At 71.3% G+C, this 26,185-nt stretch carries 22 protein-coding genes and 1 pseudogene; 9 read left to right on the top strand and 14 right to left on the bottom strand.

Translation table 11 applies throughout. The features are described from left to right. Positions 1-83 precede the first annotated feature (83 nt). Positions 84-1,418 (bottom strand): peptidoglycan recognition family protein, encoded by a 1,335-nt coding sequence (locus SACTE_RS01135; RefSeq protein WP_019992944.1) that lies wholly within the window; start codon positions 1,416-1,418, stop codon positions 84-86. Positions 1,419-1,654: 236 nt separating this feature from the next. On the opposite strand from SACTE_RS01135, the gene SACTE_RS01140 reads away from it, so the two are divergent. Next, complete coding sequence (locus tag SACTE_RS01140) at positions 1,655-3,892, top strand: family 2 encapsulin nanocompartment cargo protein terpene cyclase (RefSeq protein ID WP_014044184.1); 2,238 nt, start codon at positions 1,655-1,657, stop codon at positions 3,890-3,892. Here the strand turns inward: SACTE_RS01140 and SACTE_RS01145 are convergent. Both SACTE_RS01145 and SACTE_RS01150 read right to left on the bottom strand, forming a co-directional pair. Further along, positions 3,855-4,355 (bottom strand): hypothetical protein, encoded by a 501-nt coding sequence (locus SACTE_RS01145; RefSeq protein ID WP_019992943.1) that lies wholly within the window; start codon positions 4,353-4,355, stop codon positions 3,855-3,857. The genes SACTE_RS01140 and SACTE_RS01145 overlap by 38 nt on opposite strands. A 107-nt stretch (positions 4,356-4,462) precedes the next feature. Next, positions 4,463-4,861 (bottom strand): ACT domain-containing protein, encoded by a 399-nt coding sequence (locus tag SACTE_RS01150; RefSeq protein ID WP_026359063.1) that lies wholly within the window; start codon positions 4,859-4,861, stop codon positions 4,463-4,465. Positions 4,862-5,019: 158 nt separating this feature from the next. Here SACTE_RS01150 and SACTE_RS01155 point away from each other — a divergent pair, with 158 nt between their 5' ends. Continuing rightward, on the top strand, positions 5,020-6,099 hold the full coding sequence (locus tag SACTE_RS01155; protein WP_014044187.1) for a right-handed parallel beta-helix repeat-containing protein: 1,080 nt from the start codon (positions 5,020-5,022) through the stop codon (positions 6,097-6,099). Between the two features lie 34 nt (positions 6,100-6,133). Then, positions 6,134-7,228 (top strand): methyltransferase, encoded by a 1,095-nt coding sequence (locus SACTE_RS01160; protein ID WP_014044188.1) that lies wholly within the window; start codon positions 6,134-6,136, stop codon positions 7,226-7,228. A gap of 70 nt (positions 7,229-7,298) precedes the next feature. On the opposite strand, the gene SACTE_RS01165 is transcribed toward SACTE_RS01160, so the two are convergent. The 7 genes from SACTE_RS01165 to SACTE_RS01195 form a co-directional block, all read right to left on the bottom strand. Next, the gene (locus tag SACTE_RS01165) at positions 7,299-7,631 is read right to left on the bottom strand and encodes a TcmI family type II polyketide cyclase (RefSeq protein WP_014044189.1); all 333 of its coding nucleotides are present in this window, start codon (positions 7,629-7,631) and stop codon (positions 7,299-7,301) included. A gap of 18 nt (positions 7,632-7,649) precedes the next feature. Further along, complete coding sequence (locus tag SACTE_RS01170; protein WP_014044190.1) at positions 7,650-8,129, bottom strand: SRPBCC family protein; 480 nt, start codon at positions 8,127-8,129, stop codon at positions 7,650-7,652. 1 nt (position 8,130) lies between these two features. Then, a complete protein-coding gene (locus SACTE_RS01175; protein ID WP_014044191.1) occupies positions 8,131-8,385 on the bottom strand; it encodes an acyl carrier protein in 255 nt (84 codons plus the stop codon). 15 nt (positions 8,386-8,400) lie between these two features. Then, complete coding sequence (locus tag SACTE_RS01180; protein ID WP_014044192.1) at positions 8,401-9,651, bottom strand: beta-ketoacyl synthase N-terminal-like domain-containing protein; 1,251 nt, start codon at positions 9,649-9,651, stop codon at positions 8,401-8,403. Next, complete coding sequence (locus tag SACTE_RS01185; protein WP_014044193.1) at positions 9,648-10,916, bottom strand: beta-ketoacyl-[acyl-carrier-protein] synthase family protein; 1,269 nt, start codon at positions 10,914-10,916, stop codon at positions 9,648-9,650. The genes SACTE_RS01180 and SACTE_RS01185 overlap by 4 nt, the downstream gene beginning before the upstream one ends. Then, positions 10,913-11,365, bottom strand: coding sequence for a cupin domain-containing protein (locus SACTE_RS01190; protein WP_014044194.1), 453 nt, complete (start codon positions 11,363-11,365; stop codon positions 10,913-10,915). The genes SACTE_RS01185 and SACTE_RS01190 overlap by 4 nt, the downstream gene beginning before the upstream one ends. Before the next feature lie 75 nt (positions 11,366-11,440). Further along, positions 11,441-12,559, bottom strand: a complete 1,119-nt coding sequence (locus SACTE_RS01195; RefSeq protein ID WP_014044195.1) for a TcmI family type II polyketide cyclase — start codon at positions 12,557-12,559, stop codon at positions 11,441-11,443. Between the two features lie 269 nt (positions 12,560-12,828). On the opposite strand from SACTE_RS01195, the gene SACTE_RS01200 reads away from it, so the two are divergent. Continuing rightward, positions 12,829-14,463: an FAD-dependent monooxygenase gene (locus SACTE_RS01200; protein ID WP_014044196.1), complete on the top strand. Its 1,635-nt coding sequence runs from the start codon at positions 12,829-12,831 to the stop codon at positions 14,461-14,463. A gap of 151 nt (positions 14,464-14,614) precedes the next feature. Beyond that, a pseudogene (locus SACTE_RS35540) lies at positions 14,615-15,151 on the top strand (alpha/beta fold hydrolase); the annotation flags it as partial. Between the two features lie 11 nt (positions 15,152-15,162). Here SACTE_RS35540 and SACTE_RS34795 read toward each other — a convergent pair. After that, a complete protein-coding gene (locus tag SACTE_RS34795; protein WP_019992939.1) occupies positions 15,163-15,372 on the bottom strand; it encodes a hypothetical protein in 210 nt (69 codons plus the stop codon). A gap of 185 nt (positions 15,373-15,557) precedes the next feature. On the opposite strand from SACTE_RS34795, the gene paaK reads away from it, so the two are divergent. Next, positions 15,558-16,847, top strand: coding sequence for a phenylacetate--CoA ligase PaaK (gene paaK / locus SACTE_RS01210; RefSeq protein ID WP_014044197.1), 1,290 nt, complete (start codon positions 15,558-15,560; stop codon positions 16,845-16,847). 106 nt (positions 16,848-16,953) lie between these two features. On the opposite strand, the gene SACTE_RS01215 is transcribed toward paaK, so the two are convergent. Beyond that, positions 16,954-18,465, bottom strand: coding sequence for a fatty acyl-CoA synthetase (locus SACTE_RS01215; protein ID WP_014044198.1), 1,512 nt, complete (start codon positions 18,463-18,465; stop codon positions 16,954-16,956). A 99-nt stretch (positions 18,466-18,564) separates the two neighbouring features. Continuing rightward, positions 18,565-19,671: an ionic transporter y4hA gene (locus SACTE_RS01220; RefSeq protein WP_019992937.1), complete on the bottom strand. Its 1,107-nt coding sequence runs from the start codon at positions 19,669-19,671 to the stop codon at positions 18,565-18,567. A 280-nt stretch (positions 19,672-19,951) separates the two neighbouring features. Between SACTE_RS01220 and SACTE_RS01225 the strand changes: the two genes are divergently transcribed. From SACTE_RS01225 to SACTE_RS01235, 3 genes are all read left to right on the top strand, one after another. Beyond that, positions 19,952-21,814, top strand: coding sequence for a serine hydrolase domain-containing protein (locus SACTE_RS01225; RefSeq protein ID WP_014044200.1), 1,863 nt, complete (start codon positions 19,952-19,954; stop codon positions 21,812-21,814). Positions 21,815-21,865: 51 nt separating this feature from the next. Next, the gene (locus SACTE_RS01230; RefSeq protein ID WP_014044201.1) at positions 21,866-22,507 is read left to right on the top strand and encodes an SIMPL domain-containing protein; all 642 of its coding nucleotides are present in this window, start codon (positions 21,866-21,868) and stop codon (positions 22,505-22,507) included. A gap of 496 nt (positions 22,508-23,003) precedes the next feature. After that, a complete protein-coding gene (locus SACTE_RS01235; RefSeq protein ID WP_014044202.1) occupies positions 23,004-24,380 on the top strand; it encodes an endo-1,4-beta-xylanase in 1,377 nt (458 codons plus the stop codon). Between the two features lie 188 nt (positions 24,381-24,568). Here the strand turns inward: SACTE_RS01235 and SACTE_RS01240 are convergent, their stop codons facing one another. Then, on the bottom strand, positions 24,569-26,146 hold the full coding sequence (locus tag SACTE_RS01240) for an NAD(P)/FAD-dependent oxidoreductase (protein ID WP_014044203.1): 1,578 nt from the start codon (positions 26,144-26,146) through the stop codon (positions 24,569-24,571). Positions 26,147-26,185: the final 39 nt, after the last annotated feature.

Consider the following 26,185-nt stretch of genomic DNA (forward strand, 5'->3'; position numbering starts at 1 on the left):
GCCGGTGCCGACACACGGGTCCCGCAGCACGCAGCACGCAGCACGCAGCACGCCGGGACGGTCTCACGCGGTGCGGGCCCCGTTCATGAGCGGGCCCGCACCACGTCCACGTCGGATGCCTTGACGAAGCCGATCCGGTGCCCGATCTGGACGGTCACATACCTCTCGGTTCCCCGGAAGTACGTGTGGTCGTACGGCAGGGAGGAGTCGATGGTCGGTGCGTAGAAGTATCCGGTGGGAGCGAGGCCACCGCCCGGGTAGGCCTGCCCCGCTTTGATCGTGTAGACGAGCGGGGCGCCGACCGCCGGCTCGGTGAAGTCCCCCGGGTATTCCGCCTTCTCCGGATAGGCCACTCCGTACACCGGGACGTCGCCCTTGCCCGCCTTCGGCCGGACGATGTGTCCGGCGGTGGGTGTGGTGACACGGGTGCCCGCCGGGGTCCGGAACCATGCCTTCTGCCCGTACCACCAGATCGCCGTCCAGCCGGGCGCGCGGTCGGCGACGACGGCCTGCTGGGTGGCGCTGATCTTGCTGCCCCAGTCGGCGGCGCAGTCGGTGCCGGGGGCGCCGTCCGGGTGCAGCCCGGGGTCGGAGAAGAGCGGCGCGTCCTCGGCCGGCGCGGTGTGCAGGGGCACGGCGCTGCTCCCCTGTACCGGCAGGTCGATGTCCTTCTCGCAGTCACGGAAGGACTGCGTGTTCTTGGCGAAGTCGGCGCTCACGGTCACCAGTCGGCTGCCTCCCGGCGCGCTCGGCACGGTGGGTCGGCCGAGGAGTGCCATGAAGCGGTTCCAGTCCCAGTAGGGTCCCGGGTCCCAGTGCATGTTCTGCGTCCCGGCGGCGCTGGTGGGGGGCACGCCGTCGTGCCCGAGGATGTGCTGCCGGTCGAGCGGAATGTCGTACACCGCCGCGAGGTGGCGTACGAGCCGGGCGGTGGAGCGGTACATCGCGTCGGTGTACCACTTCGCCCCCTCGGCCGCGACGCCCTCCTGTTCGATACCGATGGAGTGGGTGTTCAGGTACCAGTTGCCGGCCTGCCAGGCGACGTCCTTGTTCTTCACCATCTGGGTGACGTGGCCGTCGGCGGAACGCACCACGTAGTGGGCCGAGGTCTTGTTGGCCGGGTCCTGGAAGATCTTCAGGGTCGTGTCGTAGTCGACCTCGGTGTCGTGCAGCACGATGAACTCGACGGCGTTGCTGCGGGGCCGGTCGGCCGTGTCGTAGTTGCCGTACGCCTCCTTGTCGGCCGGATCGCCGGTCTGCCGGTAGGCCGCGGGGACCCAGTCGCAGGCGAGTCCGCGGGGGCATTCGGGCCGTACGGTCTCGGCGCCGGCCTCGGCGGAGGGGGTGAGCAGGGCGACGCCCAGCACGCCCGCGCTGATCAGGGCGAGCGCGGTCCTGGTCCTCTGGTCGGGCTTCATGGCGACCCTTTCTGGACCGGTGGCACCGGCCCGTTCCTGGGGTGATCTCATCGTTCCGTCGTCCGCGCACACTCTGTGACCGAGGGTGATGGTGCGTCAAGAGCGTTGTCCACAGCCCCCTGAGCTTGTGTGACTAATTCGCGCGATGCGTGCCCCGAATGGCGGAGGGGTAGTGCTGGCGCCGACAGCACCGATCCGCGTGCAACGCGCGGAGTTCTCGGAAAGGCCGGACGTACATGGCACAGCCCTTCACCCTGCCGGACTTCTACGTGCCGTACCCGGCACGTCTCAACCCCCATCTGGAGGCGGCCCGGACTCACACCCGCGCGTGGGCCCGGCGGATGGGGATGCTGGAGGGTTCCGGGATCTGGGAGGAGAAGGACCTCGAGTCCCATGACTACGCGCTGCTGTGCGCGTACACGCATCCCGATTGCTCGGACGAGGCCCTTTCCCTGGTCACCGACTGGTACGTGTGGGTCTTCTTCTTCGACGACCACTTCCTGGAGCTGTTCAAGCGCACGCCCGACCGTGAGGGCGGGAAGCGGTACCTGGACCGGCTGCCCGCGTTCATGCCGATGGAGCGGGGCGCCCCGACACCGGAGCCCACCAACCCGGTCGAGGCGGGTCTGGCCGACCTCTGGGCGAGGACGGTCCCGGCGATGTCGGACGCCTGGCGGGCCAGGTTCGCCGAGGCGACGGAGAACCTGCTCAACGAGTCCCTGTGGGAGCTCGCGAACATCAACGAGGGGCGGATCGCCAACCCCGTCGAGTACATCGAGATGCGGCGCAAGGTGGGCGGCGCGCCGTGGTCGGCGGGTCTGGTGGAGTACGCGGCGCACGCCGAGGTGCCCGCCTCGCTGGCCGACGCGCGCCCTCTGCGGGTGCTGCGGGACGCCTTCTCGGACGGCGTGCATCTGCGCAACGACCTGTTCTCGTACCAGCGCGAGGTCGAGGACGAGGGCGAGAACAGCAACGGCGTGCTGGTGCTGGAGAGGTTCCTGGGGTGCTCCACCCAGGAGGCCGCCGATGCGGTCAACGACCTGCTGACCTCTCGTCTCCAGCAGTTCGAGAACACCGCCCTGACCGAACTGCCGCCGCTGTGCGCGGAGAAGGGCCTCAGCCCCGACGAGACGGTCGCCGTCATGGCGTACGTCAAGGGCCTGCAGGACTGGCAGTCCGGCGGCCACGAGTGGCACATGCGCTCCAGCCGCTACATGAACGACGGCGGCGCGGCCCAGGCGGCGCCCGGTTTCGCGATGGCGGCGGCATCCATCCGCTTCACCCCCCGGTCGGAGTCGGCCAGGCTGCGCAGCCACACCCACGTCCCCTACCAGCACGTGGGCCCGTCGCTGCTGCCCGACTTCGAGATGCCGTTCTCCACGACCCTGAGTCCGTACCTGGACGGGGCGCGGGTGCGGATCGTGGACTGGTCGCGGCGGATGGGGCTGCTGGAGGCGCAGCCGGGGGTGCCGGGTTCGCACATCTGGGACGAGGAGCGGCTGATCGCCACCGATCTGCCGCTGTGCGCGGCGGGGCTGCATCCGGACGCGACGCCGGAGGAGCTGGATCTGTCCTCGGGGTGGCTGACGTGGGGGACGTACGGCGACGACTGGTTCCCGGTGGTGCACGGCCGTTCCCGTGACCTGGCCGGGGCGCGGCTGGCCAACGAGCGGCTGTCGCTGTTCATGCCGCTGGACGGGACATCGGTGCCGGAGCCGGTGAACGCGCTGGAGCGCGGGCTCGCCGACCTGTGGCGGCGTACCGCGGGCCCGATGGACGAGAGCGCTCGCCGTACGTTCCGGGAGGCCGTGGAGTCGATGACGGCGAGCTGGCTGTGGGAGCTGGCGAACCAGGCGCAGAACCGGATCCCGGACCCGGTGGACTACGTGGAGATGCGGCGCGCGACCTTCGGTTCGGACCTGACGATGAGCCTGTGCCGGCTGGGGCACGGCAGGAAGGTGCCCGAGGCGGTCTACCGCAGCGGTCCGCTGCGCTCCCTGGAGAACGCGGCGGCGGACTACGCGTGCCTGCTCAACGACCTGTTCTCGTACCAGAAGGAGATCGAGTACGAGGGTGAGGTGCACAACGGCGTCCTGGTCGTGCAGAACTTCTTCGGGGTGGACTACCCGACGGGCGTGGCGATCGTGCACGACCTGATGAACGGCCGGATGCGCCAGTTCCAGCACGTGGCCGAGCACGAGCTGCCCGTGCTGTACGACGACTTCGGGCTGGACGCGGAGGCGCGGGAGATCCTGGCGGGCTATGTGGTGGAGCTCCAGCACTGGCTGGCCGGCATCCTGATCTGGCACCGGGACTGCCGTCGCTACCGCGAGGAGGATCTGCGGCGGGGAACGGGAACCCCGTGGCACCTCAGCGGCCCCACGGGGTTCGGTACGTCGGCGGCGCAGGTGACCAGGCTGTTGACGCAGGGACGTTTCAGCCCTGCTGGAACAGCTCGGCCGGCAGCGGTTTGAGCAGTGCGTACAGGTCGTCGGTGATCGGCCGGTCCCAGCTGGCGATGGTGACCAGCACACCGTCGCTCCGGTCGAACTGAACGCAGGAGATACGGCTCTCGGAGAGCTTGACGCGGCGGACGATCAGGAGGCTGTCACCCTGCATGACGGGCACGTCCTCGGTGGCGGTCACCTCGACCGGCTCGTCGTTCTCCAGGGCGAGGAGGAGCTGGGCGACCTCGAAGGGAACCTGGCCCTCCTCGGTCTCGCGGGCGGGCGAGCCCTCCGGGAGGTTGCCGATGATCATCGCCGGGCCGCGGCCGCCGTACAGGTCGTAGCGGAGGAAGACGCCCTGGCAGCTCCCGTCCGGGGCGGGGAGGAGACCGGCGCCGAGGTTGCCGGGCCAGTCCCCGGGGTCCATGGCCAGGACATCGAAGTCCGGGCCCGCGGGTGTGGCGGCGCTGCGGCGGCGGAGGAAGGACATGGGTGCCATGTTACGTGGCCCGGCTCACGTTGCGGAGCCGGGCGGACCCGGTGCCTCGGGGCGGGCCGCGCCCGCCCCGAGCGGGCGCGGCCCGCCCCGAGAAGGGCTCAGGACTCCCGGGCGAGCGCCTCCAGCACCCTGACGGCCTCGGCCGCCCGCTCGTACGGGACGAACAGGTGGTCGTGGTGGTGTCCCGCGACCACGTTGCAGCTCACCCCGGCATCGGTGAGGGCGAGGGATACCGCCGCGGTCAGTCCGACGGCGTCCAGGGAGGAGTGGACGCGGAGCGTGATCCATCCGGCCACGAAGTCGTACGCGAGCCGCGACTCGACCGCCTGGGCCTCGGGCAGGACGAGCGTCAGCCCCTCGGGCTCGACGACGGTCACCACGGGAGTGACGCCCGGTGGCGTCTCGACGCCGCGCAGGGTGGTGAAGACGAAGCGGCCGGGATTCAGCTCCGGCCGCATGCCGCGCAGCAGTGTTCGAAGATCGCGTTCGCCCGTCATGGGGGCCACGTTACGGCTCTCCCGGGCCGCCGCGCCGTTACGGGCCTCCCGCGTCCGGGCGGTAGGCCCCCGTACCGCCGTAAGCCATTCAGGCACGCCATGTGTGCACACGCTCACCTTGCGTGGCAGTGCCCGGTGATCGCCCCTAGCTTCGGCTCATGAGGAAAAGACACATCACCTGTTCGGCGGCCGTCACCGTCGCCACGGCGGCCCTCGGTCTCGCGGCGGTCCCCTCCTCCGCGTCCGTACCGGGCCACCACGTGGTGCGCCCCGGCGAATCGATCCAGCGCGCGGTGGACGCGGCGGCCCCCGGTGACACCGTCGTCGTCCTGCCCGGCGCCTACCGGGAGAGCGTCCAGATCACGAAGCCCGGCCTGACCCTGCGCGGTACCGGCGGGCGCACCGTGATCACGCCGCCGGCCGCCGGGGCGAAGACCGCCCACGCGTGCGCGACGGGCGGCAACGGGATCTGCGTGGTCGGCAGCGCGAGCCGCACGGTCGACGACGTCACCATCCGCTCGCTCACGGTCTCCGGGTTCTCCGGGAACGGTGTCTGGGCGTCCTGGACCGACGGTCTCTCCGTCAGCGAGGTGACAGCGAGCGACAACGGCACCTGGGGCATCGCCCAGGAGCGCTCGACGCGTGGCGACTTCCGGCACAACACCGCCACCGGCAACGGTGACGCCGGGATCTTCGTCGCGAACTCGGTCAGCGAGGAGGGCGGGGCCACCGACACACAGGGCACCCGGGTCACCGAGAACACACTGAGCGACAACCGCATCGGGGTCACCGCCCGGCGGGTCAGGAACCTGGTGATCGGCGGCAACCACATCACCGGCAACTGCAGCGGTGTCTTCGTCGTGGGTGACGAGTCCAAGCCCGCGGCCGGGGCGATGACGGTCACCGGCAACGAGATCGTGGAGAACAACAAGTTCTGCGCGGCCACGGAGCGGCTGACGGCCCTTCAGGGCTCCGGTGTCGTGCTCACCGGCAGCGAGAAGACCGTCGTCCGCGACAACGTCGTACGCGGCAACGTGGGCACCACCCCCCACTCCGGCGGGATCGTGCTGTTCAAGAGCTTCGTGGGCGCCCTCAACACGGGCAACACCATCAGCGGCAACCTCGTGCGGGACAACCGGCCGGCCGACCTGGCCGACCGGGACACCTCCGGCACGGGCAACACCTTCGTCAGCAACGAGTGCGGGACGTCCGTGCCCGCCGGGATGTGTGCCGAGTAACGGCTCCCCGCCGCACCAGGAGAATCGAGACGGTATGACCACCGTGAGTCCCACCCCCGACACCACCACCCTCACCACACCCGTCACCACCCCCACGGCAGCCTCCGTGACGGCTCAGGCCCCGCCGCCCGCCATGCGGCTGAGGGAGCTCGCGTTCGGAGCGGCTGTCGCCGCGGCCGTACGCGCGGCGGCGAGACTGGGTGTCGCCGACGCGCTCGGCGAGTCGCCTGCCTCGGCCGAGGAGCTCGCCCAGGCCGTACGGACCGATCCGGTACCGCTGCGCCGACTGCTGCGCGCGCTGTGCTGCCACGGCGTCTTCAGCGAGACGGAGGACGGGACGTTCGCCCACACGGAGATGTCCCGGCTGCTGCGCGAGGACGACCCGCACAGCCTGCGGTACATCTCCCTGTGGTGCACCGAGCCCTGGACCTGGGAGGTCTGGCCGCGGCTCGACGACGCGGTGCGCTCCGGCTCGAGCGTCTTCCCCGACGCGTTCGGCAAGGGCTTCTTCGACTACCTCCACCAGGACGCGGGCGAGTCCGCCCAGGTGTTCAACCGGGCCATGACCACGTCCAGCGTGCAGTCGGCCCGGGACGTCGCCGAACTGCTCGACCTCACCGGGGTGTCCTCGGTCGCCGACATCGGCGGGGGCCAGGGGCACGTCCTGGCGAGCCTGCTGGAGAAGCACCCCTCGGTCCGCGGCATCCTCCTCGACCTGCCCGGCGTGGTGGCGAGGGCGGACGCCCGGCTGCGCGAGGGCGGCGCGCTCGCCGACCGGGTGCGGATCGTGCCCGGTGACTGCCGTGAGGGCGTCCCGTTCGAAGTGGATCTCTACATCATCAAGAACATTCTCGAGTGGGACGACGAGAGCACCCGCAGGACGCTGGCCAACGTGATGGCTGCGGCCCGCCCCGGCGCCCGGGTGGTGGTCATCGAGAATCTCGTCGACGACACGCCCTCCATGCGGTTCACCACCGCCATGGACCTCCTGCTGCTCCTCAACGTCGGCGGGGCCAAACACACCAGGGAGAGCCTGGTGACCCGGATCGCGGACGCCGGTCTGGAGATCGGCGAGGTCCGGCCGGTCAACCCGTACCTGCACGCGTTCGAGTGCGTCGTCCCGGACTGATCTCCTCAGGTACGACGACCGCCCCGGGCCCGGCACTCAGGTGCCGGGCCCGGGGCGACACGTCGGTGCGTCAGGCGGAGCCGTCCCGCTGCCACCGGTAGAACTGCTGCGCCATCGCGTCCTTGGGACCGCGCCAGGTCTGCGGGTCGTACGGGCTCACGTAGGCGGTCAGCCGGTCGCTGATGGCCTTGAACTCCGGGTGCTCCGTGACCTTCGCGATCTCGGGCCCCGGCGGCTGCTCGGACTCGATCAGGTGCAGGTACACGTCCCCGAACTGGAACAGGGTGCGCCTGTTGACCCCCACGAGGTGGGGCAGTTCGGTGTTGTCGGAGGCGGCGAACAGCTCGGCGATGTCCGGGGCGGACTCGGGCGCCATCCGGGCGACGATCAGTGCGTGGTGCATCCGGTTGCCTTTCGGGCCTCAGTTGGCGGGGACAGAGGCGGAGCGCCGCTCCCGGTCCCGCTGCTCGATCTTGTCGCGGATGAGCTCCATCTGGACGCGGGAGTTGCGGTTGATGTTGTCGGTCATCCACGCGTCGTCGACCGGGGCGTCGGGCCGCATGGCGAAGTCCTGGCGCCAGCGCATCTCGGTGCCGCCGGGGACCTCCGCGTACTCCCAGCGGATGTCCATGTGCTGGAACGGGCCCGGCTCCACGCGCCGCGCGTTCACGGTGCGCGTACGGCGGTCGGTGGTGCGCTCGGAGACCCAGCTCCACACCTTGCCGTTGTCGTCCGGGTGCATCGTGAGCCGGAAGGTGGTCGTCTCGCCCTTGCGGTCGATCACCTCGACGGCCGCGTACTCGCTGAACAGCTGGGGCCAGTTCTCGAGATCGTTCGTCATGTCCCAGACCAGGTCCAGGGGCGCGGCGATGGTGATCTCGTTCTCGGTGTGTCCGGACACGTCAGACTCCTGTCAGGGTGTTGTTCACGAGGTCGAGGAACTCCCCGGGCGTCTTGCACCGGTCGGCGTCGGCCGGCAGCGGGCGCCCGTACCGGTTCTCGAGCGCGGCGACGATGCCGAGCAGGCCGAGCGAGTCGAGGCCGTACTCCTCGAAGGCGGAGCCGGGACTGCTCTCCATCTCGGACGGGTCGACCGTGAGGCCCGCGCCGTTCTTCATCAGCACGGCCAGCTCTTCGTACGTCAGTCGGTCGGACATGAGAGTCGCTCCTTGTCAGTCGGGGGTGTCGGTGGGGCGCCGCAGCACGAGGGCCGAGTTCGACCCCATGAGGCCCCGGCTCAGCACCAGCGCCGTCCGCAGTTCCGCGGGGCGGGCGCGGCCGGTGACCACGTCGAGGTCGTGGCACACCTCGAAGACGTTGGGCGTCGGCGGGACCAGGCCGTGCTCCATGGCGAGCACCGCCGCGGAGACGTCCAGCACGGGCGCTCCGCAGTAGGCCCGGCCGATACCGGTCTTGGGCGCCGTCACGGGGACGCGTCGGCCGTGGGTGCCCAGCGCGTCGGCGAGTGCCAGCGCCTCGGCCCGGTCGGCCGAGGGCACGCCGAGTGCGTCGGCGAAGACGACGTCGATCTCCTCGGGCGCGCAGTCCGCCTCGCGCAGTGCACCCTCGATGGCCCGGGCCAGCCCTTCGCGGGACTGCTCCCAGCGGCCGGCGCCGGTGAAGGTGGCGGCGTGGCCGACGAGTTCGGCGCGGACCCGGGCACCGCGCGCGCGGGCCGCCGTGTCCTCCTCGACGACCAGCATGGCACCACCCTCGGCCGGCACGAAGCCGCAGGCGTCCGCGGTGAACGGCCGGTAGGCGCGGGTCGGTTCGTCGCAGACGCTGAGGTCCTCGTAGCCGAGCTGGCAGACGACCGAGTACGGGGCCAGGGGTGCCTCGGCGGCGCCGACGACCACGGCGTCCGTGCCACCCCGGACGGACCGCGCGGCGTGCATGAGCGCGTCCAGGCCACCGGCCTCGTCGCTGGCCACGACGGCACACGGTCCCTTGAATCCGCCGCGGATGGAGATCTGGCCGGTGCTGGCGGCGTAGAACCAGGCGATGGACTGGTAGGGGCCGACGAACCGGGATCCTTGACCCCACAGCCGTTGCAGCTCGCGCTGGCCGAACTCCCCGCCGCCCGACCCGGCGGCCGTCACCACACCCACCTTGAACGGCGTGTCCTGGTAGTCGGCGCGGCCGAGCCGCGCGTCGTCCAGGGCCAGGTCGGCGGCGGCCATCGCGTAGTGCGTGAACCGGTCGGTCTGGACGAGGTAGCGCTCCTCCACGGAGGCGACCGGGTCGAAGTCCCGGACCTCGCCCGCGACCCGCAGCGGTAGGTGTTCACAACCCTCGCGGGAGACCCGGTCGAGGACGCTGACCCCTTCCTGGGTCTGCTTCCAGAAGGCACCGGTGCCTGTCCCGTTGGGGGCGACGACGCCGATGCCCGTGATAACGGACCGCCGGTGTGCCGGGTTGCTCATGGTGTCCTCCCGCCTGGTCGGGTGAGGGCGACGGCGGACTGGAACCCGCCGAACCCGCTGCCCACCGAGAGCACGCTGCGCAGCTTGAGGGGCCGTGCGGTGCGCGGCACGTAGTCGAGGTCGCACTCGGGGTCCGCGGTCTCGTAGTTGGCCGTCGGGGGCACCGTCTGGTGCTTCAGCGCCAGGACGCACGCCGCTATCTCGATCGCCCCGATGGCACCGAGCGAGTGACCGACCATGGACTTGATCGAGCTCATCGGCACCTTGTACGCGTGTGAGCCCAGGGCCTTCTTCACCGCGGCGGTCTCGTGCCGGTCGTTCTGCTTGGTGCCCGAGCCGTGCGCGTTGACGTAGTCGATCCGTGTGGGGTCGATACGGGAGTGCGCGAGTGCCGTGTTGATGGCTTCTGCCATTTCGAGGCCTTCGCTGGTGAGCCCGGTCATGTGGTAGGCGTTGCCGAAGGTGGCGTAGCCCGATATCTCGCAGAGGACGGTCGCCCCGCGGGCCCGCGCGTGCTCCAGCTCCTCGAGCACGAGGACGGCTCCGCCCTCGCCCATGACGAAGCCGTCGCGGCGTGCGTCGAACGGCCTGGAGGCGTGCTCCGGGTCGTCGTTGTTCGCGGAGGTGGCCTTGATGGCGTCGAAGCACGCGACGGTGATCGGGGTGATCGGGGTGTCGGACGCGCCGGCGACGCAGACGTCGACCCGCCCTTCCTCGATGGAGTGGAAGGCGTAACCGATCGCGTCCAGGCCGGAGGTGCAGCCGGTGGAGACGGTCTGCACGGGTCCGTGCGCGCCGACCTCCTCGGCGACCGCCGAGGCGAGGGTGCTGGGCGAGAACGCCCGTTCCAGGTGGCGGCCCGCCGGCCGGTGGTCGACGTCCCAGCGCGCCCCGCTGTCGCTGACGGCGACGTAGTCGTGTTCGAGGCGGGTGGTGCCGCCGACCGCGGTGCCCAGGGAGACCCCGATGCGCCAGGGGTCTTCCTTCTCGAGGTCGAGGCCGGCGTCGCCCAGCGCTTCCCTGGCCGCCACCAGGGCGAACTGGATGTACCGGTCGGAACGTGCGACCAGTTCGTCGTCCAGGCCGTGTGTGGCCGGGTCGAAGTCGCACTCGGCGGCGATACGTGAACGGAAGGGCGCGGGGTCGAACAGGGTGATGCCGCGTGTGGCGGTGCGGCCGTTCGACAGCAGGTCCCAGAACGCCCGGGTCCCGATGCCGCCGGGTGCGACGACGCCGACTCCGGTGACGGCGACACGCCGGCTCACGACGCGGCCCCCGTTCGTTCTGGCGGTGCTCCGCGCTCGGCGGCCTGTACGGTCTCGGCGCTGTCCGTGACCTCGGTGTCCACGTGGCCGAGTTCCGGGCGCGGGGCGAGCGGTCCGAGGTGGAAGACCATGCGCGCCTCCACGTCACCCACGTTGCGGAAGCGGTGGCGTACGTGCGGCGGGATGAGCAGCCCCTGGTCGGGCCGCATGGCGTGCGCCTCGCCGTCCAGGTCGACCTCGAGGAGGCCGTCCACGACGTACACGAACTCCTCGGAGTACGGGTGGTAATGCTCACCGATGCGCTCACCGGGGCGGACGATGGCCAGTCCCATGAAGCCGCTGGTGGCTCCCACTGCTGTTGGTGTGAGCAGGGCGCGCAGATCCCCTCCGCGCCTGCGGTTGGGCTGCGTCTCGCTGAGGTCCACGATGCGAGGCCGGTGCGTGGTCATGACTGCTCTCCTCCGGGCGCGTTGTGCGAGGTGACGGCAGCGCGGGCCCGTGCCCGGGGCTGCCGGTGGGACACGTCAGGACTCGGTGGCCCGACGGTCGGTGATCAGGTCCATCTCCGACTGGGCGAGGAACCGGGCGGCCTCCGGATCGGTCGTCGGCAGGCCGTTCGCGCCGCCTTCGAGGAGCCGGCCGAGCATGGCAGCCTTGCGGGGACCGCCGATACCGAGCGCCTGCGCGGGCTGCGCGTCGAGGGGGCCACTGACTTCGAGCAGGCGCACCACCACGTCGTCACGCTGGAAGATGGTGCTGCTCTCGATGGGGCCGGCGACGTCCTCCGCCGCTTCCTCGTCCTGGCCGGCGAGCAGCCGGGCCAGAGCCATGCCGCAGCCTTCCTTCGCCTGGTAGAAGAGCGCGTGCCGTTGGACCTCGGTCGCGGCGTGCCGTCCCGCCTTCACGTGGTGGACGGTCGGCAGGGCGGCCCGGGTGAAGAACATCCGGGCGGAGTCCGGGTCGGACAGGTCCCGGTCCTGCTCCAGGTACGGGTTGATGGCTTCCTCGACGGCCCTGACCTCGGGCTGGCGGGAGACGTGGCGCAGCGCGGCCATCAGGTCGCCCTCGACCTCGACGGCCCGCACGACGCGGTTGCCGTACATGAAGAGCGAGGTGCGGCGCAGCCGGGTGTTCTCGTCGACCCGTGCCTGCGGGGAGTCGTAGTCGGCGAGGATCTTCGCGACGATGTCCTCGGTGCCGGGTTTCACCGTGAAGGTGAGCGCGTGGCGGACGATGCCGTCTCCCAGGCGCGGGGCGGACTGGAGGCGGCCCTTGACGGGTTCGGGCGCGTTCTCGAACGCGGCACCGGTCTCGCGCAGCACGCTGAAGCGGAGCGAACGGGTGTCGCGTACGCAGCTGTGCAGGGGCTGGACCGTCTTGACGTGCTCCTCGCTGTTGACCCACGCGAGGAAGGGGGGAGCGCTCTCCCACTCGCTGGTGATGAGCCACTGCGAGGGGTTCTCGATGGACTGGCAGAGCTGGTCGCTGATGTGTCCGGGAACCGACGCCACCTGGTTGCGCATGTGCTCGTACGCCTCGAGGAACTGGTTCTGAGCGCCGTCGTGCAGATCCAGCAGGAGTATGACCCGGAGCCTGGAACCGTCGAAGGCGGACTGCGATATGCGTTCCGAGAGGGTTGTCATCTTTCGCTCTCCTTCGAGACGGTGCGTACGGCCACGTCCGGTGGTCTGTCGTCATCCGTCGGTATCGGTGGAGTGGAAGCGGAGCAGGGTCCTCCCCGCTGATGCGTTCGTCTCCGCCCCGGCATCGCGAGCATCGCTCCCGCGACTGATCGTGGAACGCCGTCACGGGCCGCGCGAGATTTATGAACCGTTCAGGTGAGGAGGTCGCCGAAGCCCTCGTACGAGGGCATGGACACTGCATCCGTCCTGCGTCCGAGCTGGAGCAACTGATGAACGAGAACGTCGACCACCGTGTACCGGTCCTCATCGTGGGCGGCTCCCTGGTGGGCCTGTCCGCCTCCCTCTTCCTGAGCCGGCTCGGCGTCCGCCATCTCCTGGTCGAGAAGCACGCGGGCACCTCGACCCACCCGCGGGGACGCGGGAACAACGTCCGCACGATGGAGCTCTTCAGGACCGCGGGGGCGGAGCGGCTGATCCGGGACGCCGCCTCGGTGCTGGCGGACAACCACGGCATCCTGCAGGCGGCCTCGCTCACCGGGGACGACCAGGAGTGGCTGTTCAAGGAGATCGACCCGGGCGGCGGGCTGGCCCGGTTCAGCCCGAGCGGCTGGTGCCTGTGCAGCCAGAACGACCTGGAGCCCGTACTGGTGGAGCACGCGCGTGCTCAGGGCAGCGACCTGCGGTTCTCCGCCGAGCTGCTCAGCTTCGACCAGGACCCTGAGGGCGTGAGCGCCGTCGTGAAGGACCGGGAGACCGGGGAGCACACCACGGTGCGCGCCGACTACCTCGTGGCGGCCGACGGACCGCGCAGCCCGATCCGGGAGCAGCTGCGGATCGGGCAGTCGGGTCCCGGGGACCTGTTCCACAACGTGAGCATCACCTTCCGGTCCCGGGACCTGGCGTCGGTGGTCGGCGATCGGCGGTTCATCGTCTGCTACCTGACGAACCCGGAGGCGGACGGGGCGCTCCTGCCGGTGGACAACGAGGAGCGCTGGGTGTTCCACGCGCCGTGGAAGCCGGACCTCGGCGAGACGCTGGAGGACTTCACCGACGAGCGGTGCGCCGAGCACATCCGCAAGGCGGTCGGTGCGCCCGGTCTCGATGTCGAGATCACGGGCAAGGCGCCGTGGCACGCCGCGGAGCGGGTGGCCGAGCGGTACGGCGCGGGCCGGGTCTTCCTGGCGGGCGACTCCGCCCACGAGATGTCTCCGACCGGGGCGTTCGGCTCCAACACCGGTATCCAGGACGCGCACAACCTGGCGTGGAAGCTGGCCGCCGTGGTGGCCGGGGAGGCCGGTCCCGGGCTTCTGGAGACGTACGAGGCGGAACGGCTTCCGGTGGCGCGCGCGACGAGCGCGCGGGCGTCGGCCCGGTCGCAGGAGCACAGCCATCCGGGGTACGCGGGGACGCCGGGCCCGGTCGGCGGGCGCAAGGGCGGCATGCTCACGGTGGCCCTGGGTTACCGGTATGCGCGGGGTGCGGTACTGGGGGTGGATCCGGGTCGGCCGGTGGTACCCGAGGGCATGGACCTGTCGGGCGAGCCCGGTACCCGCGCCCCGCATCTGTGGGTGAGCCGGGGCGGGGCGCGGGTGTCGACCCTGGATCTGTACGAGCGGTCGTTCGTGCTGCTCTGCGGCGCCGGGCAGGACCGGTGGCGGGCGGCGGCGGAGCGGGTCGCGGAGCGGATGGGCGTCCGGTTGGACGCGTACACCGTCGGTCCGGGCCCCGGGGCCGATCTGGTGACCGAGGACGGGGCGGACTGGGCGGCCGCGCACGGCACGGGTGCGGAGGGCGCCGTGCTGGTGCGGCCCGACGCCTTCGTGGCCTGGCGATCGCCGGGCGCGGTGCCGGACGCGGACGCCGTGCTCCGCGACGCTCTCACGGCTCTGCTGCACCGGGCCTGACCCGCCGGACCCCGGGCGCGGCCCGGCTCGCGGGGCGACACGCCGGGCCGGCCGTCCGGCGCACCGGGTGCGGCGGCGGGCCTGGGTCTCAGCCGGTTCCGAAGGCGTGCAGCGCGGTGAGGAACCCGTCCGGGTTGTCGGTGTGCACAAGATGGTTCGCGTCGACCGGGACGTACCGCCCGCCTGTCTGCTCCGCGAGCCAGGCCAGTTGCCGCTGGTCGACGTGGCTGCGGGCCCTCCGACGACGAGCACCGGTGCCGTCACATTCCTCAGGGCGGCGACGGTGGGGGGCTGGATCGAAGCCTTCACCCGGGTGGAAGAGAGCGGCGGCGTCTTCGGCGGGTTGTGTGGCGGCGTGCGCCTGGGCCTTCGCGTCCCAGCGGCCGTAGGACAGCGGCGTTCAGGCCGGGCCCCGGCCGTGGCCCGCCCGGCGAGGAGTTCTTCCGGTGCGGCTCAGGCGTCGGGGTACCAGGGTTCGTGGGCGTGTGCCGTAACGGTGTCGGACCCCTCGTCCTACCGGTGCGACCGGCTCGTCGACGACATCGAGGCGCTCCGCACCCACCTCGGCTTCGAACGGATCGACCTGCTGGGCCACTCCACCGCAGGGAACTCGGCGGCGCTCTACGCGGCGGCCCACCCTCAGCGGCTGCGCTCCCTCACACTCGTCACCCCCGGGGACACGCGCGGTCGGGCTCCCCGTCACCGACCAGGACCTACGCCGGGGACCGCGGATCCGCCGGTGCCGCGCAGGTCGAGCAGGACCAGTCGGCGCACGCGGGAGAGATCTCCGCGGGCGCCCAGGTAGGCGGACGCCCGCATGGGGCCACCGGGCAGACAGATCAGCGGCTCGCCCTCCCACACGAGGTGGTAGGCGAGTTCGTATCCGTCGTACGCGCTGAGGGTCGGCATGACCGCTGTCCAAACAGGCGGTCCGGCCGTCGGCGGCGTACGCGCACAGCGAAGGGGAGAGGCACGCGAAGTTTTCCACAGGTGCCGCCCTCCCCCTTGCCAGGAAGACTCTCGTCCTGAATTACTGCTCTCAGGAAGATCGACCGAATGATCGGTCGTCCGTTTTCGGGGAGAGGAGCATCCGCATGACGCCGCTGCTGCACGACGCCGAGCGGCTCGGTCGCGAGGAGTTGGAGGCGCTGCAGCTGGAGCGGCTGAGAGCCACGCTGCGGCACGCGTACGACCACGTCGGTTTCTACCGGAAGGCGTTCGACGAGGCCGGGGTGCGGCCCGAGGACTGCCGTTCCCTGGCCGATCTCGCCCGTTTCCCGTTCACCGTCAAGGCGGATCTGCGGGACAACTACCCGTTCGGGATGTTCGCGGTCCCGGAGGAGAGGATCCGGCGGATCCACGCGTCCAGCGGCACCACCGGGCGGCCCACGGTGGTGGGGTACACCGAGCGGGACCTGGACATCTGGGCCGATGTGGTCGCCCGGTCGATCAGGGCGGCCGGGGGGCGGCCGGGCCAGAAGATCCATGTGGCCTACGGGTACGGGCTGTTCACCGGCGGCCTCGGGGCCCATTACGGCGCGGAGCGGCTCGGCTGCACCGTGATCCCCGCGTCCGGGGGGATGACGTCCCGTCAGGTGCAGCTGATCCAGGACTTCCGGCCCGAGATCATCATGATCACGCCCTCGTACATGCTGACCCTGCTGGACGAGTTCGAGCGTCAGGGGGTCGATCCCCGTTCGACGTCGCTGAGGACGGGGATCTTCGGGGCCGAGCCGTGGACCGAGGGGATGCGGGAGGAGATCGAGGAGCGGTTCGCGATCGACGCCGTCGACATCTACGGGCTGTCCGAGGTGATGGGCCCGGGTGTGGCGCAGGAGTGCGTCGAGACGAAGGACGGTCTGCACGTCTGGGAGGACCACTTCTATCCCGAGGTCGTCGATCCGTTCACCGGGGAGGTGCTGCCGGACGGGGAGGAGGGCGAGTTGGTGTTCACCTCGCTCACCAAGGAGGCCATGCCCGTGATCCGCTACCGGACGCGTGATCTGACGCGGCTGCTGCCGGGGACGGCGCGCGCCTTCCGGCGTATGGAGAAGGTCACCGGGCGCAGTGACGACATGGTGATACTCCGGGGGGTGAACCTCTTCCCCACTCAGATAGAGGAGATCGTGCTGCGCACGCCCGGGGTGGCTCCGCACTTCCAGTTGCGGTTGACCCGGCAGGGCCGTCTGGACGCGCTGACCGTGCGGGCGGAGGCTCGTGCGGACGCGACGGCCGACGAGCGTGCGGTGGCCGCGCGGTCGATCGCCGCCGCGGTGAAGGACGGGGTCGGGGTGAGTGTGGAGGTGGAGATCGTGGATCCGGAGGCGTTGGAGAGGTCGGTCGGGAAGATCAAGCGGATCGTGGACGCGAGGGGTGCGGGATGAGGCCTACCGACGCTCGGGGCGCACCGCCGCCCGTTCGGGTGAGGACCGTGCGCCCGGGTGGGCGCCCCGGGAGCCATGTGCGCGGGGCGCTCCCCCGCCCGGCCGGTCAGGCCGGTGCCGTGGAGAAGCGGTTCCGTAGCTCCCGCTTGAGGATCTTGCCGCTGGCGTTGCGCGGGAGCTCGTCGACGAACAGGACCTTCTTGGGTGCCTTGAAGTGGGCCAGCTGCTCACGCGCGTGCTCGATCAGTTCCTGCTCCGTGACCGCCGCCCGGAGGACGACGATCGCGGTGACCGCCTCGATCCAGCGTGCGTCGGGCAGCCCCACCACCGCGGTCTCGGCCACCGCCGGGTGGGTGTACAGGGCGTCCTCCACCTGGCGGGAGGCGACGAGGACACCGCCGGAGTTGATGACGTCCTTCACCCGGTCGACCACGGTGAAGTAGCCGTCGCCGTCGCGTACCGCGAGGTCGCCGGAGTGGAACCAGCCGTCGCGGAACGCCTCCGCGCTCTCGTCGGGTTTGTCCCAGTAGCCCTGGCACAGCTGGGGCGAGCGGTAGACCACCTCGCCGACCGTCCCGTCGGGCACCCTGGCGCCCTCCTCGTCGACGACCTCGGCCTCGACGAAGAGCACCGGGCGGCCGCAGGAGTCCATGCGGCCGTCGTGCTCGGCAGGGCCCAGGACCATGGCGAGCGGCCCGATCTCGCTCTGTCCGAAGCAGTTGTAGAACGCCAGCTCCGGCAGTCGGGCACGCAGGCGTTCCAGTACCGGCACCGGCATGATCGACGCCCCGTAGTACGCCTTGCGGAGGGCGCCGAGCTCACGGGTGGCGAAGTCCGGGTGGTTGGCGAGGCCGATCCAGACGGTCGGCGGGGCGAAGAGGCTGTCCGCCTCTCCGGCCTCGACGAGGTCGAGGATCCGGCCCGCGTCGGGGGCGTCCAGGATGGTGTTCTCGGCTCCCACCGCGAGATAGGGCAGGAGGAAGACGTGCATCTGCGCGGAGTGGTACAGCGGCAGCGAGTGGACGGGCCGGTCGGTGGCGCGCAGGTCGAGCGCGGTGACGGCGCTGACGTACTCGTGGACCAGTGCTCCGTGCGTCATCATCGCGCCCTTGGGCTGTGCGGTGGTGCCGGACGTGTACAGCAGCTGTACGAGGTCGTCGGCGCCCGGGGCGTGTCCGGTCAGGAAGGGGCGGGGGGTGTCGAGTGCGCCGAGGAGCGAGTCGGGGGCGTCGCGCAGCGCGCGCACGGCGTACGCCGAGGGGATGCGCGGGGCCAGGTCGGGGTCGGTGAGGACCAGGGAGCTCCCCGACTGGCCGAGGATGTACGCGAGGTCCTCGCCCGTGAGGTTCTGGTTGACCGGCACGTGGATCAGTCCGGCGCGGGCGCAGGCGAGATAGGCGATCAGGTAGACGTCGGAGTTGTGGGCGTAGGAGGCGACCCGGTCGCCCGGGCGCAGGCCGTGTTCGGCGGTGAGTACGGCGGCCGCCGTACCGACCGCCGTGTCCAGGGCCTGGTAGGTCCAGGTCCGGTCGGCGTACCGCACGGCGGTGCGCCCGGGGGTGCGCCGTGCGCTGCGTGCCACTACACCGTCGACCGTGCTGCTGCGTACACCGTTCATGGCGTGATCCTGGGTGGCCGGGCGTCAGGGGTCAAGGGGCCGGACGGACCCGCGCGGCGCACGGGCGCGGTGTGCGGACACGGCGATGTGCCGGAGGGGTCAGGGGCTGATCGCCAGGAAGACGAAAGCGGCGAAGATCGCCAGATGCACGCCGCCCTGGAGCAGGGTCGCACGGCCGGGTACGACGGTCAGGGCGCCCACCACGACGGTAAGCACCAGCAGCACCATGTGCGTGGCGCCCAGCCCGAGGTGCAGCGGTCCGTCCAGCCAGATGGAGGCGAGCGCGATGGTGGGGATGGTGAGGCCGATGCTGGCCATCGCCGAGCCGAGGGCCAGGTTGAGACTGGTCTGCACCCGTTCGCGCCGTGCGGCCCGTACGGCGGCGAGCGTCTCCGGCAGCAGGACCAGGAGTGCGATGACGACGCCGACCACCGCCTGCGGCATGCCGACGGCGTCGACGCCCGATTCGACGGCCGGCGAGACCGACTTGGCGTTGCCGACGACCGCGACGAGTGCCACCAGCAGCATGATCAGGCTGAGCGTGGTCTCCCTGCGGCCGGGCAGGGCGCTCGGGTCGTCGTCCGGGCGGAGCCGGCCGTCCTGGGTGAGCGGCAGGAAGTACTCGCGGTGCCGGACGGTCTGCACGGCGACGAACAGTCCGTACAGCAGCAGGGAGGCGACGGCTGCGAAGCCGAGCTGCGCCGGGGAGAACTCCGGGCCCCGCTTTCCGATGGTGAAGGTCGGCAGCACGAGACTGAGGGTGGCGAGGGTCGCCACCGTCGCCAGCGCCGCGCCGGTCCCCTCCGCGTTGAAGACGGCGACCCGGCTGCGTACGGCCCCGACCAGGAGGCAGATGCCCACGATGCCGTTGCAGGTGATCATGACGGCCGCGAAGACCGTGTCGCGGGCCAGGGACGACGCCTTCGGACCTCCGTCGATCATGAGGGTGACGATCAGGGCCACCTCGATGACGGTCACGGCGACGGCGAGGATCAGGGAGCCGTAAGGGTCACCGACCCGGTGGGCGACGACCTCGGCGTGGTGGACGGCGGCGAGTACGGAGCCCGCGAGGCAGAGCGCGATCAGGGCGACGGCGACCGGGCCCAGGTCGCGTCCCCAGCTCAGCGCGAGGACCAGTGCCGCGATCACCGGCACCGCGACGGTCCACCGGTCGGCCAGGGCCCGTGCCGTCGCGCTCGCGTTCATGGCCCACAGGCTGCCAGAGGGCGCCGGGGATCGCCCGGTGGACATGGCGCGGGGGCGGTGAATCTCGCCGGGGGTCGGGTTCGCGGTCGCGAACCAGACCCGGCCACGGTCCGGCACCGCAGCTGATTACCCGTCAGGTTCTTTGTCCGGCCAAGGGCGTACGGGACGGCGGGGCCGACAGTAATCTCTGCCTCGGCAGGAAGTTTCACACTCGGACCGGGTTTCGAAAGTTACTTTCGCGCCGGTGTCGCGCCGACGCCACGAGGGGAAGGGGTTCCGGATGACCGGGTACGTGTCGGGCGGGGGAATGAGCCGCCGGAGGCTGGGCGGCGGGATACTGGCGCTGGGCGGAGCGCTCGCGCTCGCGCCGGTCCCCTTCGCGCGGGTGGCCGGGTCCGCGGAGGGGGCGGAGCGGGGAGGCGGATCCGCCGGCACACCATCGGCCACCGGGACGGGCATGGGATCAGGGCCGCACAGACCCACACTGAGCCGGGGTCCGGCCGCGCGGGCCGGCCTCCTCCAGGAGCAGCTCGACCTGCTCGTGACCGACGCGGAGAAGTATCTGACCGGCTCCCCCGAGCACCCGTGGTACGCCGGTGCGGTCCTGCTGGCCGGGCGCGGCGGCACCGTCGCCCTGCACCGGCCGATCGGCAAGGCGGTGCGCTACGCGGCGTACGACGAGAAGACCGACACCGGAGTGGAGTTCCCCGCCGACCGGCAGATTCCCATGGCCCGGGACACGGTCTTCGACCTGGCGTCGGTGTCGAAGCTCTTCACCTCGATCCTCGCCGTGCAGCAGATCGAGCGGGGCCGGCTGGAGCTGGAGGCCACGGTCGCCTCGTACCTCCCGGACTTCGCGGGCGGTGGCAAGCAGGACATCACCGTCCGTCAGCTGCTGACCCACACCTCGGGTTTCCGGTCATGGATCCCGCTGTACGGCGAGCCGACCCGGGAGGGCAAGCTCCGGCTGCTGTGGAACGAGGTCCCGGCGTCCGCTCCCGGCACGGTGTACCTCTACTCCGACCTCAACCTCATCTCGCTCCAGCTGGTTCTGGAGAAGATCACCGGCCGCACCCAGGACGTACTGCTCCGCGAGGAGATCACCGCTCCGCTGGGGATGCGCCGCACCCGCTACAACCCACCCGCCTCGTGGAAGCCGAAGATCGCCGCGACCGAGGACGCGCGACTGCCGTGGTCGGGCCTGGAGCGCGGTCTGGTCTGGGGCGAGGTGCACGACGAGAACGCGTACAGCCTCGACGGGGTGGCGGGCCACGCGGGCGTCTTCTCCTGCGCCTGGGACCTCGCCGTGCTGGCCCGCACACTGCTCAACGGCGGCGTCTACGGCCGCTCACGGATCCTGTCCGAAGAGTCGGTGGAGCTGCTGTTCACCGACTTCAACACCGCTTTCCCCGGCGACGCCCACGGGCTGGGCTTCGAGCTCTACCAGCACTGGTACATGGGTGCCATGGCCACGCCCCGTACTGCGGGACACACCGGTTTCACCGGCACCAGCCTCGTCCTGGATCCGTCGACGGACTCGTTCCTGATCGTCCTGGGCAACTCGGTGCACCCGGTGCGCACCTGGCGCTCCGGCAGCGCGCCGCGGGTCGCCACCGCCAACCGGATGGCGCGTGCGGTGCCCGTCCAGCCCGCCCACGGCGGCGTCGCGTGGTTCTCCGGCATGGAGAGCGCGGCCACCACCACGCTGGCGCTGCCCGCGCTGCGCCCCGCCTCCTCCCGTGCGGTGCTGAGCTGCGCGCTGTGGTGGGACACGGAACCGGCGTCGGACTTCCTGTTCCTGGAGGCGTCCGGCGACGGCGGGGCCACCTGGCGGCCGGTGCCGTTCACCACCCGGGCGACGGGCAACGGCGGGGCTCCCGGCACGCCTCGTCCGCATCCGGAGGGCTCGGTGTCCGGCTGGTCGGGCCGCGTCTGGCACCGGCTGGAGGCGGACCTGGCCGCCTGGCGCGGCACCGAGGTGCGGCTGCGCTGGCGCTGCACGACCGACCAGCTGTACGTCGGACGCGGCGTGTACGTGGACGCGGTCCGGGTCGAGGACGGTGGACGCACCCTCTTCGACGGTGAGAGGCCCGCGGACGCGCGCCGCGTCAAGGTCTCCGGATGGGCCGTGTCCGCCGACTGAACCGGGCTCGAACCGGTGACCGGGCGGGCACCGGCTGCTTGGATGGCCGCCATGAACACTGACCAGCACATAGGGACCCCGTGGGGCGTATCGGTGTCCGGCACGGCGAGTGAGGACGCCGTGCCGGACCTGGCCCGCCTGCGCGTGGCGATCGAGCAGACCGAGGACACGCCGGCCGAGGCGTTCGCCGCCACCCGCCGCGGCGTCGACCGTGTCCGGGAGGTGCTGCGGGGACACGGGGTGCCCGAGGCGGCCGTGTCGACGTCCCGCCTGAACCTGGAGTCGAGGTGGAGCTACGGCGATTCCCGCCGGTTCCTCGGCTACGAATGCACCGCCTCGTTCGTCGTCGAGCTGCGGGAGCTGGACGTCCTGGAGACCGTGCTCATCGACCTGGTCGACGCGGGGGCCAACCAGGTCGCGGGCGTGGAGTTCGACGTGCGCCGCAAGGAGGAACTGCGCGCACGGGCCCGGGCCGGAGCGGTGGCCGCGGCACGCGAGAAGGCCGTGCTGTACGCCGAGGCAGCCGGGGCACGGCTCGGACCGGTCGTCCACATCACCGACGTGGACGCCGGGCAGACGCAGGGCTACCGCGGCCACAGCTCCCAGGGCGGGGGCGGCGAGGGCGACCTGACGCCGGGAAAGGTGACCGTGTCGGCGGGTGTCCTGCTCGGCTTCTCCCTCCTCGACGACTGACCACACACGGACCGTACGGTCATGGGCGCGGCCCGTCCCGGGGAGGGGCGGTCCGCGCCCTCCGTGTCCGGTGGCCGCCGCTGTCGGCCCCACCGGCGGGCAGGTCGGAACGCATCCCTTCCGCCCTTCCGAAACTTTCGCCCGGAACGCTGACCAGCTTTCGCGGCGCCCGACCACCGAGACTCCCCCTCCGGCCGCCAACCGCCCTCCCCGCACCGGGACAGAGCCGTCCGTGCAGGTGGGAGCATCAACTGCCGACAGCCGAGCGGTTATCAGCTCGGAAATATTTCGGAAATGCAGCGTTGACGTGAACACGCCCCAGGCGCATACTCTCCCTCGCTCCCCTGTTTCACCTCTCGTCCTCCCGCCGAGGCGCTCTGCGCGGATCGCCCCGGCGGGCGGCTGTACAGCACCTCGAACGGTCCGCATCCCCCTGCCCGGGCGCACCGCTCCGTTCCCTCCGCCCGGCAACCGGAAGAAGAGGCTGGACAACGTGATGGCCAAGAAAATCCCCGCCCGTGCCAGACGGGCACTCTCCGTCCTGACGGCGGGCGTGCTCGCCGCCGCCGGCGTCGTCTCGCTCGCCGGCACGGCCGAGGCAGCAGGCACCCTGGGTGACGCGGCGGCGGCGAAGGGCCGGTACTTCGGCACCGCGGTCGCGGCGAACCACCTCGGCGAGGCACCGTACGCGTCCACGCTGGACGCCCAGTTCGACTCGGTCACCCCGGAGAACGAGATGAAGTGGGACGCGGTCGAGGGCAGCCGCAACTCCTTCACCTTCACGGCCGCCGACCAGATCGTCAGTCACGCCCAGAGCAAGGGAATGAAGGTGCGCGGGCACACCCTGGTGTGGCACTCGCAGCTGCCGGGCTGGGTCGGCGGCCTGGGCGCCACCGACCTCCGCGCGGCGATGAACAACCACATCACCCAGGTGATGACGCACTACAAGGGCAAGATCCATTCCTGGGACGTGGTGAACGAGGCCTTCCAGGACGGCAACAGCGGTGCCCGGCGCAGCTCTCCCTTCCAGGACAAGCTGGGTGACGGCTTCATCGAGGAGGCGTTCCGCACCGCCCGTACGGTCGATCCGACCGCGAAGCTCTGTTACAACGACTACAACACCGACGGCCGGAACGCGAAGAGCGACGCGGTCTACGCCATGGCGAAGGACTTCAAGCAGCGCGGTGTGCCGATCGACTGCGTGGGCTTCCAGTCCCACTTCAACAGCAACTCCCCCGTGCCCTCCGACTACCGGGCCAATCTCCAGCGCTTCGCCGACCTCGGTCTCGACGTCCAGATCACCGAACTGGACATCGAGGGTTCCGGCTCGGCCCAGGCCGCGAACTACACGAGCGTCGTGAACGCGTGCCTGGCCGTGACCCGCTGCACCGGCCTCACCGTCTGGGGTGTCACCGACAAGTACTCCTGGCGCAGCAGCGGCACGCCGCTGCTCTTCGACGGCGACTACAACAAGAAGCCGGCGTACGACGCGGTGCTCGCCGCGCTCGGCGGCACCCCCGACGGTGGCGGTGACGACGGCGGCGGCGACAACGGCGGCGGGAACACCGGCAGCTGCACGGCGACGTACACGCAGACCGCCACGTGGAACGGCGGGTACAACGGTGAGGTGACGGTCAAGGCAGGCTCCTCCGGCATCACCACCTGGTCGGTGCCGGTGACCGTGCCCTCGTCCCAGCAGGTCTCCGCCCTCTGGAACGGCGCCCCCACGTGGAACGCCGGCAACACCGTGATGACGGTGAAGCCCACCTACAACGGGACCCTGGCGGCCGGTGCCTCGACGAGCTTCGGGTTCACCGTCATGACGAACGGCAACACCTCGGCGCCCGCCGTCGGCGCCTGCACCGCCTCCTGAGCACGAGGCGCCCTTCGCCGGGACGGGCGCGGTGGGACCCGCAGCCGCCCCGCCCGTCCCGATGTCAGCCCCGCCCGGTTCCGCAGGCCGGGCGGGGCGGTCCGCGTCGGCACCCCGCCCACGGCCCGACCCTCACCCTGAAGTTGAGCTGGAGGGAAAGCCGTACCCGGCCCCAGGTGGCCGTCCGTTCAGCGGCCCAGCGCCGCCATGGCCGCGTTGTGCCCGGGCACCCCGCTGACCCCGCCCCCGCGGGCGGCGCCCGCACCGCACAGCAGGACGTTGGCGTGCGCGGTCTCCACGCCCCACCGGCCGCCCGCCCCGGTGGCGTACGGAAAGGAGAGGTCTCCGTGGAAGATGTGGCCGCCGGGCAGGCCCAGGTCCCGTTCCAGGTCGAGCGGGGACTTCGCCTCGATGCACGGCCGGCCGTCCCCGTCGAAGGCCAGGCACTCGGCGAGCGGCTCCTCCAGATGGGCGTCGAGCTGCGCGAGCGTCGCGTCCAGCAGGGCCGCCCGGGCCGTCCTGTTGTCCGCGGCGAAGAGCCGTGCGGGGGTGTGCAGGCCGAAGAGGGTGAGGGTGTGGTACCCGCGGGCCGCGAGTCCGGGGCCGAGGATCGAGGGGTCGGTCAGCGAATGGCAGTAGATCTCGGACGGTGGAGCGGCGGGCAGCCGTCCGGCCGCCGCCTCCCGGTAGGCGTCGGCCAACTGCCCGTATCCCTCGGCCACGTGGAGCGTCCCGGCGAACGCCTGCCGCGGGTCGACGGACCGGTCGCGCAGCTGGGGCAACCGCGTGAGCAGCATGTTCACCTTCAGCTGCGCGCCTTCGGCGGCCGGCGCGGGCGGTGCTTCGCCCAGAAGCGCGGCCAGCGTCTGCGGCGAGGCGTTGACGAGGACCCTGCGGGCGGCGACGACCTGTTCACCGTCCGCCGAGCGGACGGTGACCTCGGCGCGGGTGCCGTCGGTCTCGATGCGGGTGACCTCGTGCAGGACCCTGATCTCGGCCCCCGCCGCCCGTGCCGCACCGGCCAGGGCGTCGGTGAGCGCGCCCATGCCTCCGACCGGGACGTCCCAGTCCCCGGTGGAGCCGCCGATCACGTGGTACAGGAAGCAGCGGTTCTGGACCAGGGACGGATCGTGGGCGTCGGCGAAGGTGCCGATCAGCGCGTCGGTGAGGACGACTCCGCGGACCAGGTCGTCCCTGAAGTTCCGCTCGACGACGGCACCGATCGGCTCCTCGAACAACGCGCGCCAGGCGTCCCGGTCGTCGACTCGGGCCCGCAGGGCGTCACGGTCCGGCAGTGGCTCGGTGAGCGTCGGGAAGACCCGCTCGGCGACCCGCCGGGTCATCCCGTAGAACCGCTGCCAGGCCTCGTACTCCCGGTCGTCGCCGGTGAGGGCGGCGAAGGAGTCCCGGGTGCCCTCCCCGCCGACGAGCAGTCCCGTGTGCCTCCCGCCGCGTACGGCCGGGGTGTACGACGAGACGGAGCGTTTGCGCACCGCGAAGTCGAGACCCAGGTCGTCGACGATCTTCTGCGGCAGCAGCGAGACGAGGTAGGAGTAGCGCGAGAGCCGGGCGTCCACCCCGTCGAACGCCTGGGCGGAGACGGCCGCGCCGCCGGTACCGGCGAGGCGCTCCAGGACGAGGACGGACTGCCCGGCGCGGGCCAGGTAGGCGGCGGCGACCAAGCCGTTGTGGCCGCCGCCGACGATCACCGCGTCGTAGCGGCCGTACGCGGGCGGGCCGGGGGTGTGGGTCTCGTCTGCGGACATGTCCCTTCGTAACACGCCTCGCTCGCACCCGGCCAGAGG

The sequence above is a fragment of the Streptomyces sp. SirexAA-E genome, from assembly GCF_000177195.2.
Taxonomy (GTDB): Bacteria; Actinomycetota; Actinomycetes; order Streptomycetales; family Streptomycetaceae; genus Streptomyces; species Streptomyces flavovirens.

Coding starts and splice junctions, on each gene's coding strand:
- SACTE_RS01220 (WP_019992937.1), bottom strand. CDS start 19,671: ATGAACGCGAGCGCGACGGCACGGGCCCTGGCCGACCGGTGGACCGTC.
- SACTE_RS01160 (WP_014044188.1), top strand. CDS start 6,134: ATGACCACCGTGAGTCCCACCCCCGACACCACCACCCTCACCACACCC.
- SACTE_RS34795 (WP_019992939.1), bottom strand. CDS start 15,372: ATGCCGACCCTCAGCGCGTACGACGGATACGAACTCGCCTACCACCTC.
- SACTE_RS01165 (WP_014044189.1), bottom strand. CDS start 7,631: ATGCACCACGCACTGATCGTCGCCCGGATGGCGCCCGAGTCCGCCCCG.
- SACTE_RS01235 (WP_014044202.1), top strand. CDS start 23,004: ATGGCCAAGAAAATCCCCGCCCGTGCCAGACGGGCACTCTCCGTCCTG.
- SACTE_RS01230 (WP_014044201.1), top strand. CDS start 21,866: ATGAACACTGACCAGCACATAGGGACCCCGTGGGGCGTATCGGTGTCC.
- SACTE_RS01150 (WP_026359063.1), bottom strand. CDS start 4,861: ATGACGGGCGAACGCGATCTTCGAACACTGCTGCGCGGCATGCGGCCG.
- paaK (WP_014044197.1), top strand. CDS start 15,558: ATGACGCCGCTGCTGCACGACGCCGAGCGGCTCGGTCGCGAGGAGTTG.
- SACTE_RS01155 (WP_014044187.1), top strand. CDS start 5,020: ATGAGGAAAAGACACATCACCTGTTCGGCGGCCGTCACCGTCGCCACG.
- SACTE_RS01180 (WP_014044192.1), bottom strand. CDS start 9,651: ATGAGCAACCCGGCACACCGGCGGTCCGTTATCACGGGCATCGGCGTC.
- SACTE_RS01225 (WP_014044200.1), top strand. CDS start 19,952: ATGACCGGGTACGTGTCGGGCGGGGGAATGAGCCGCCGGAGGCTGGGC.
- SACTE_RS01140 (WP_014044184.1), top strand. CDS start 1,655: ATGGCACAGCCCTTCACCCTGCCGGACTTCTACGTGCCGTACCCGGCA.
- SACTE_RS01190 (WP_014044194.1), bottom strand. CDS start 11,365: ATGACCACGCACCGGCCTCGCATCGTGGACCTCAGCGAGACGCAGCCC.
- SACTE_RS01240 (WP_014044203.1), bottom strand. CDS start 26,146: ATGTCCGCAGACGAGACCCACACCCCCGGCCCGCCCGCGTACGGCCGC.
- SACTE_RS01195 (WP_014044195.1), bottom strand. CDS start 12,559: ATGACAACCCTCTCGGAACGCATATCGCAGTCCGCCTTCGACGGTTCC.
- SACTE_RS01175 (WP_014044191.1), bottom strand. CDS start 8,385: ATGTCCGACCGACTGACGTACGAAGAGCTGGCCGTGCTGATGAAGAAC.
- SACTE_RS01135 (WP_019992944.1), bottom strand. CDS start 1,418: ATGAAGCCCGACCAGAGGACCAGGACCGCGCTCGCCCTGATCAGCGCG.
- SACTE_RS01215 (WP_014044198.1), bottom strand. CDS start 18,465: ATGAACGGTGTACGCAGCAGCACGGTCGACGGTGTAGTGGCACGCAGC.
- SACTE_RS01145 (WP_019992943.1), bottom strand. CDS start 4,355: ATGTCCTTCCTCCGCCGCCGCAGCGCCGCCACACCCGCGGGCCCGGAC.
- SACTE_RS01200 (WP_014044196.1), top strand. CDS start 12,829: ATGAACGAGAACGTCGACCACCGTGTACCGGTCCTCATCGTGGGCGGC.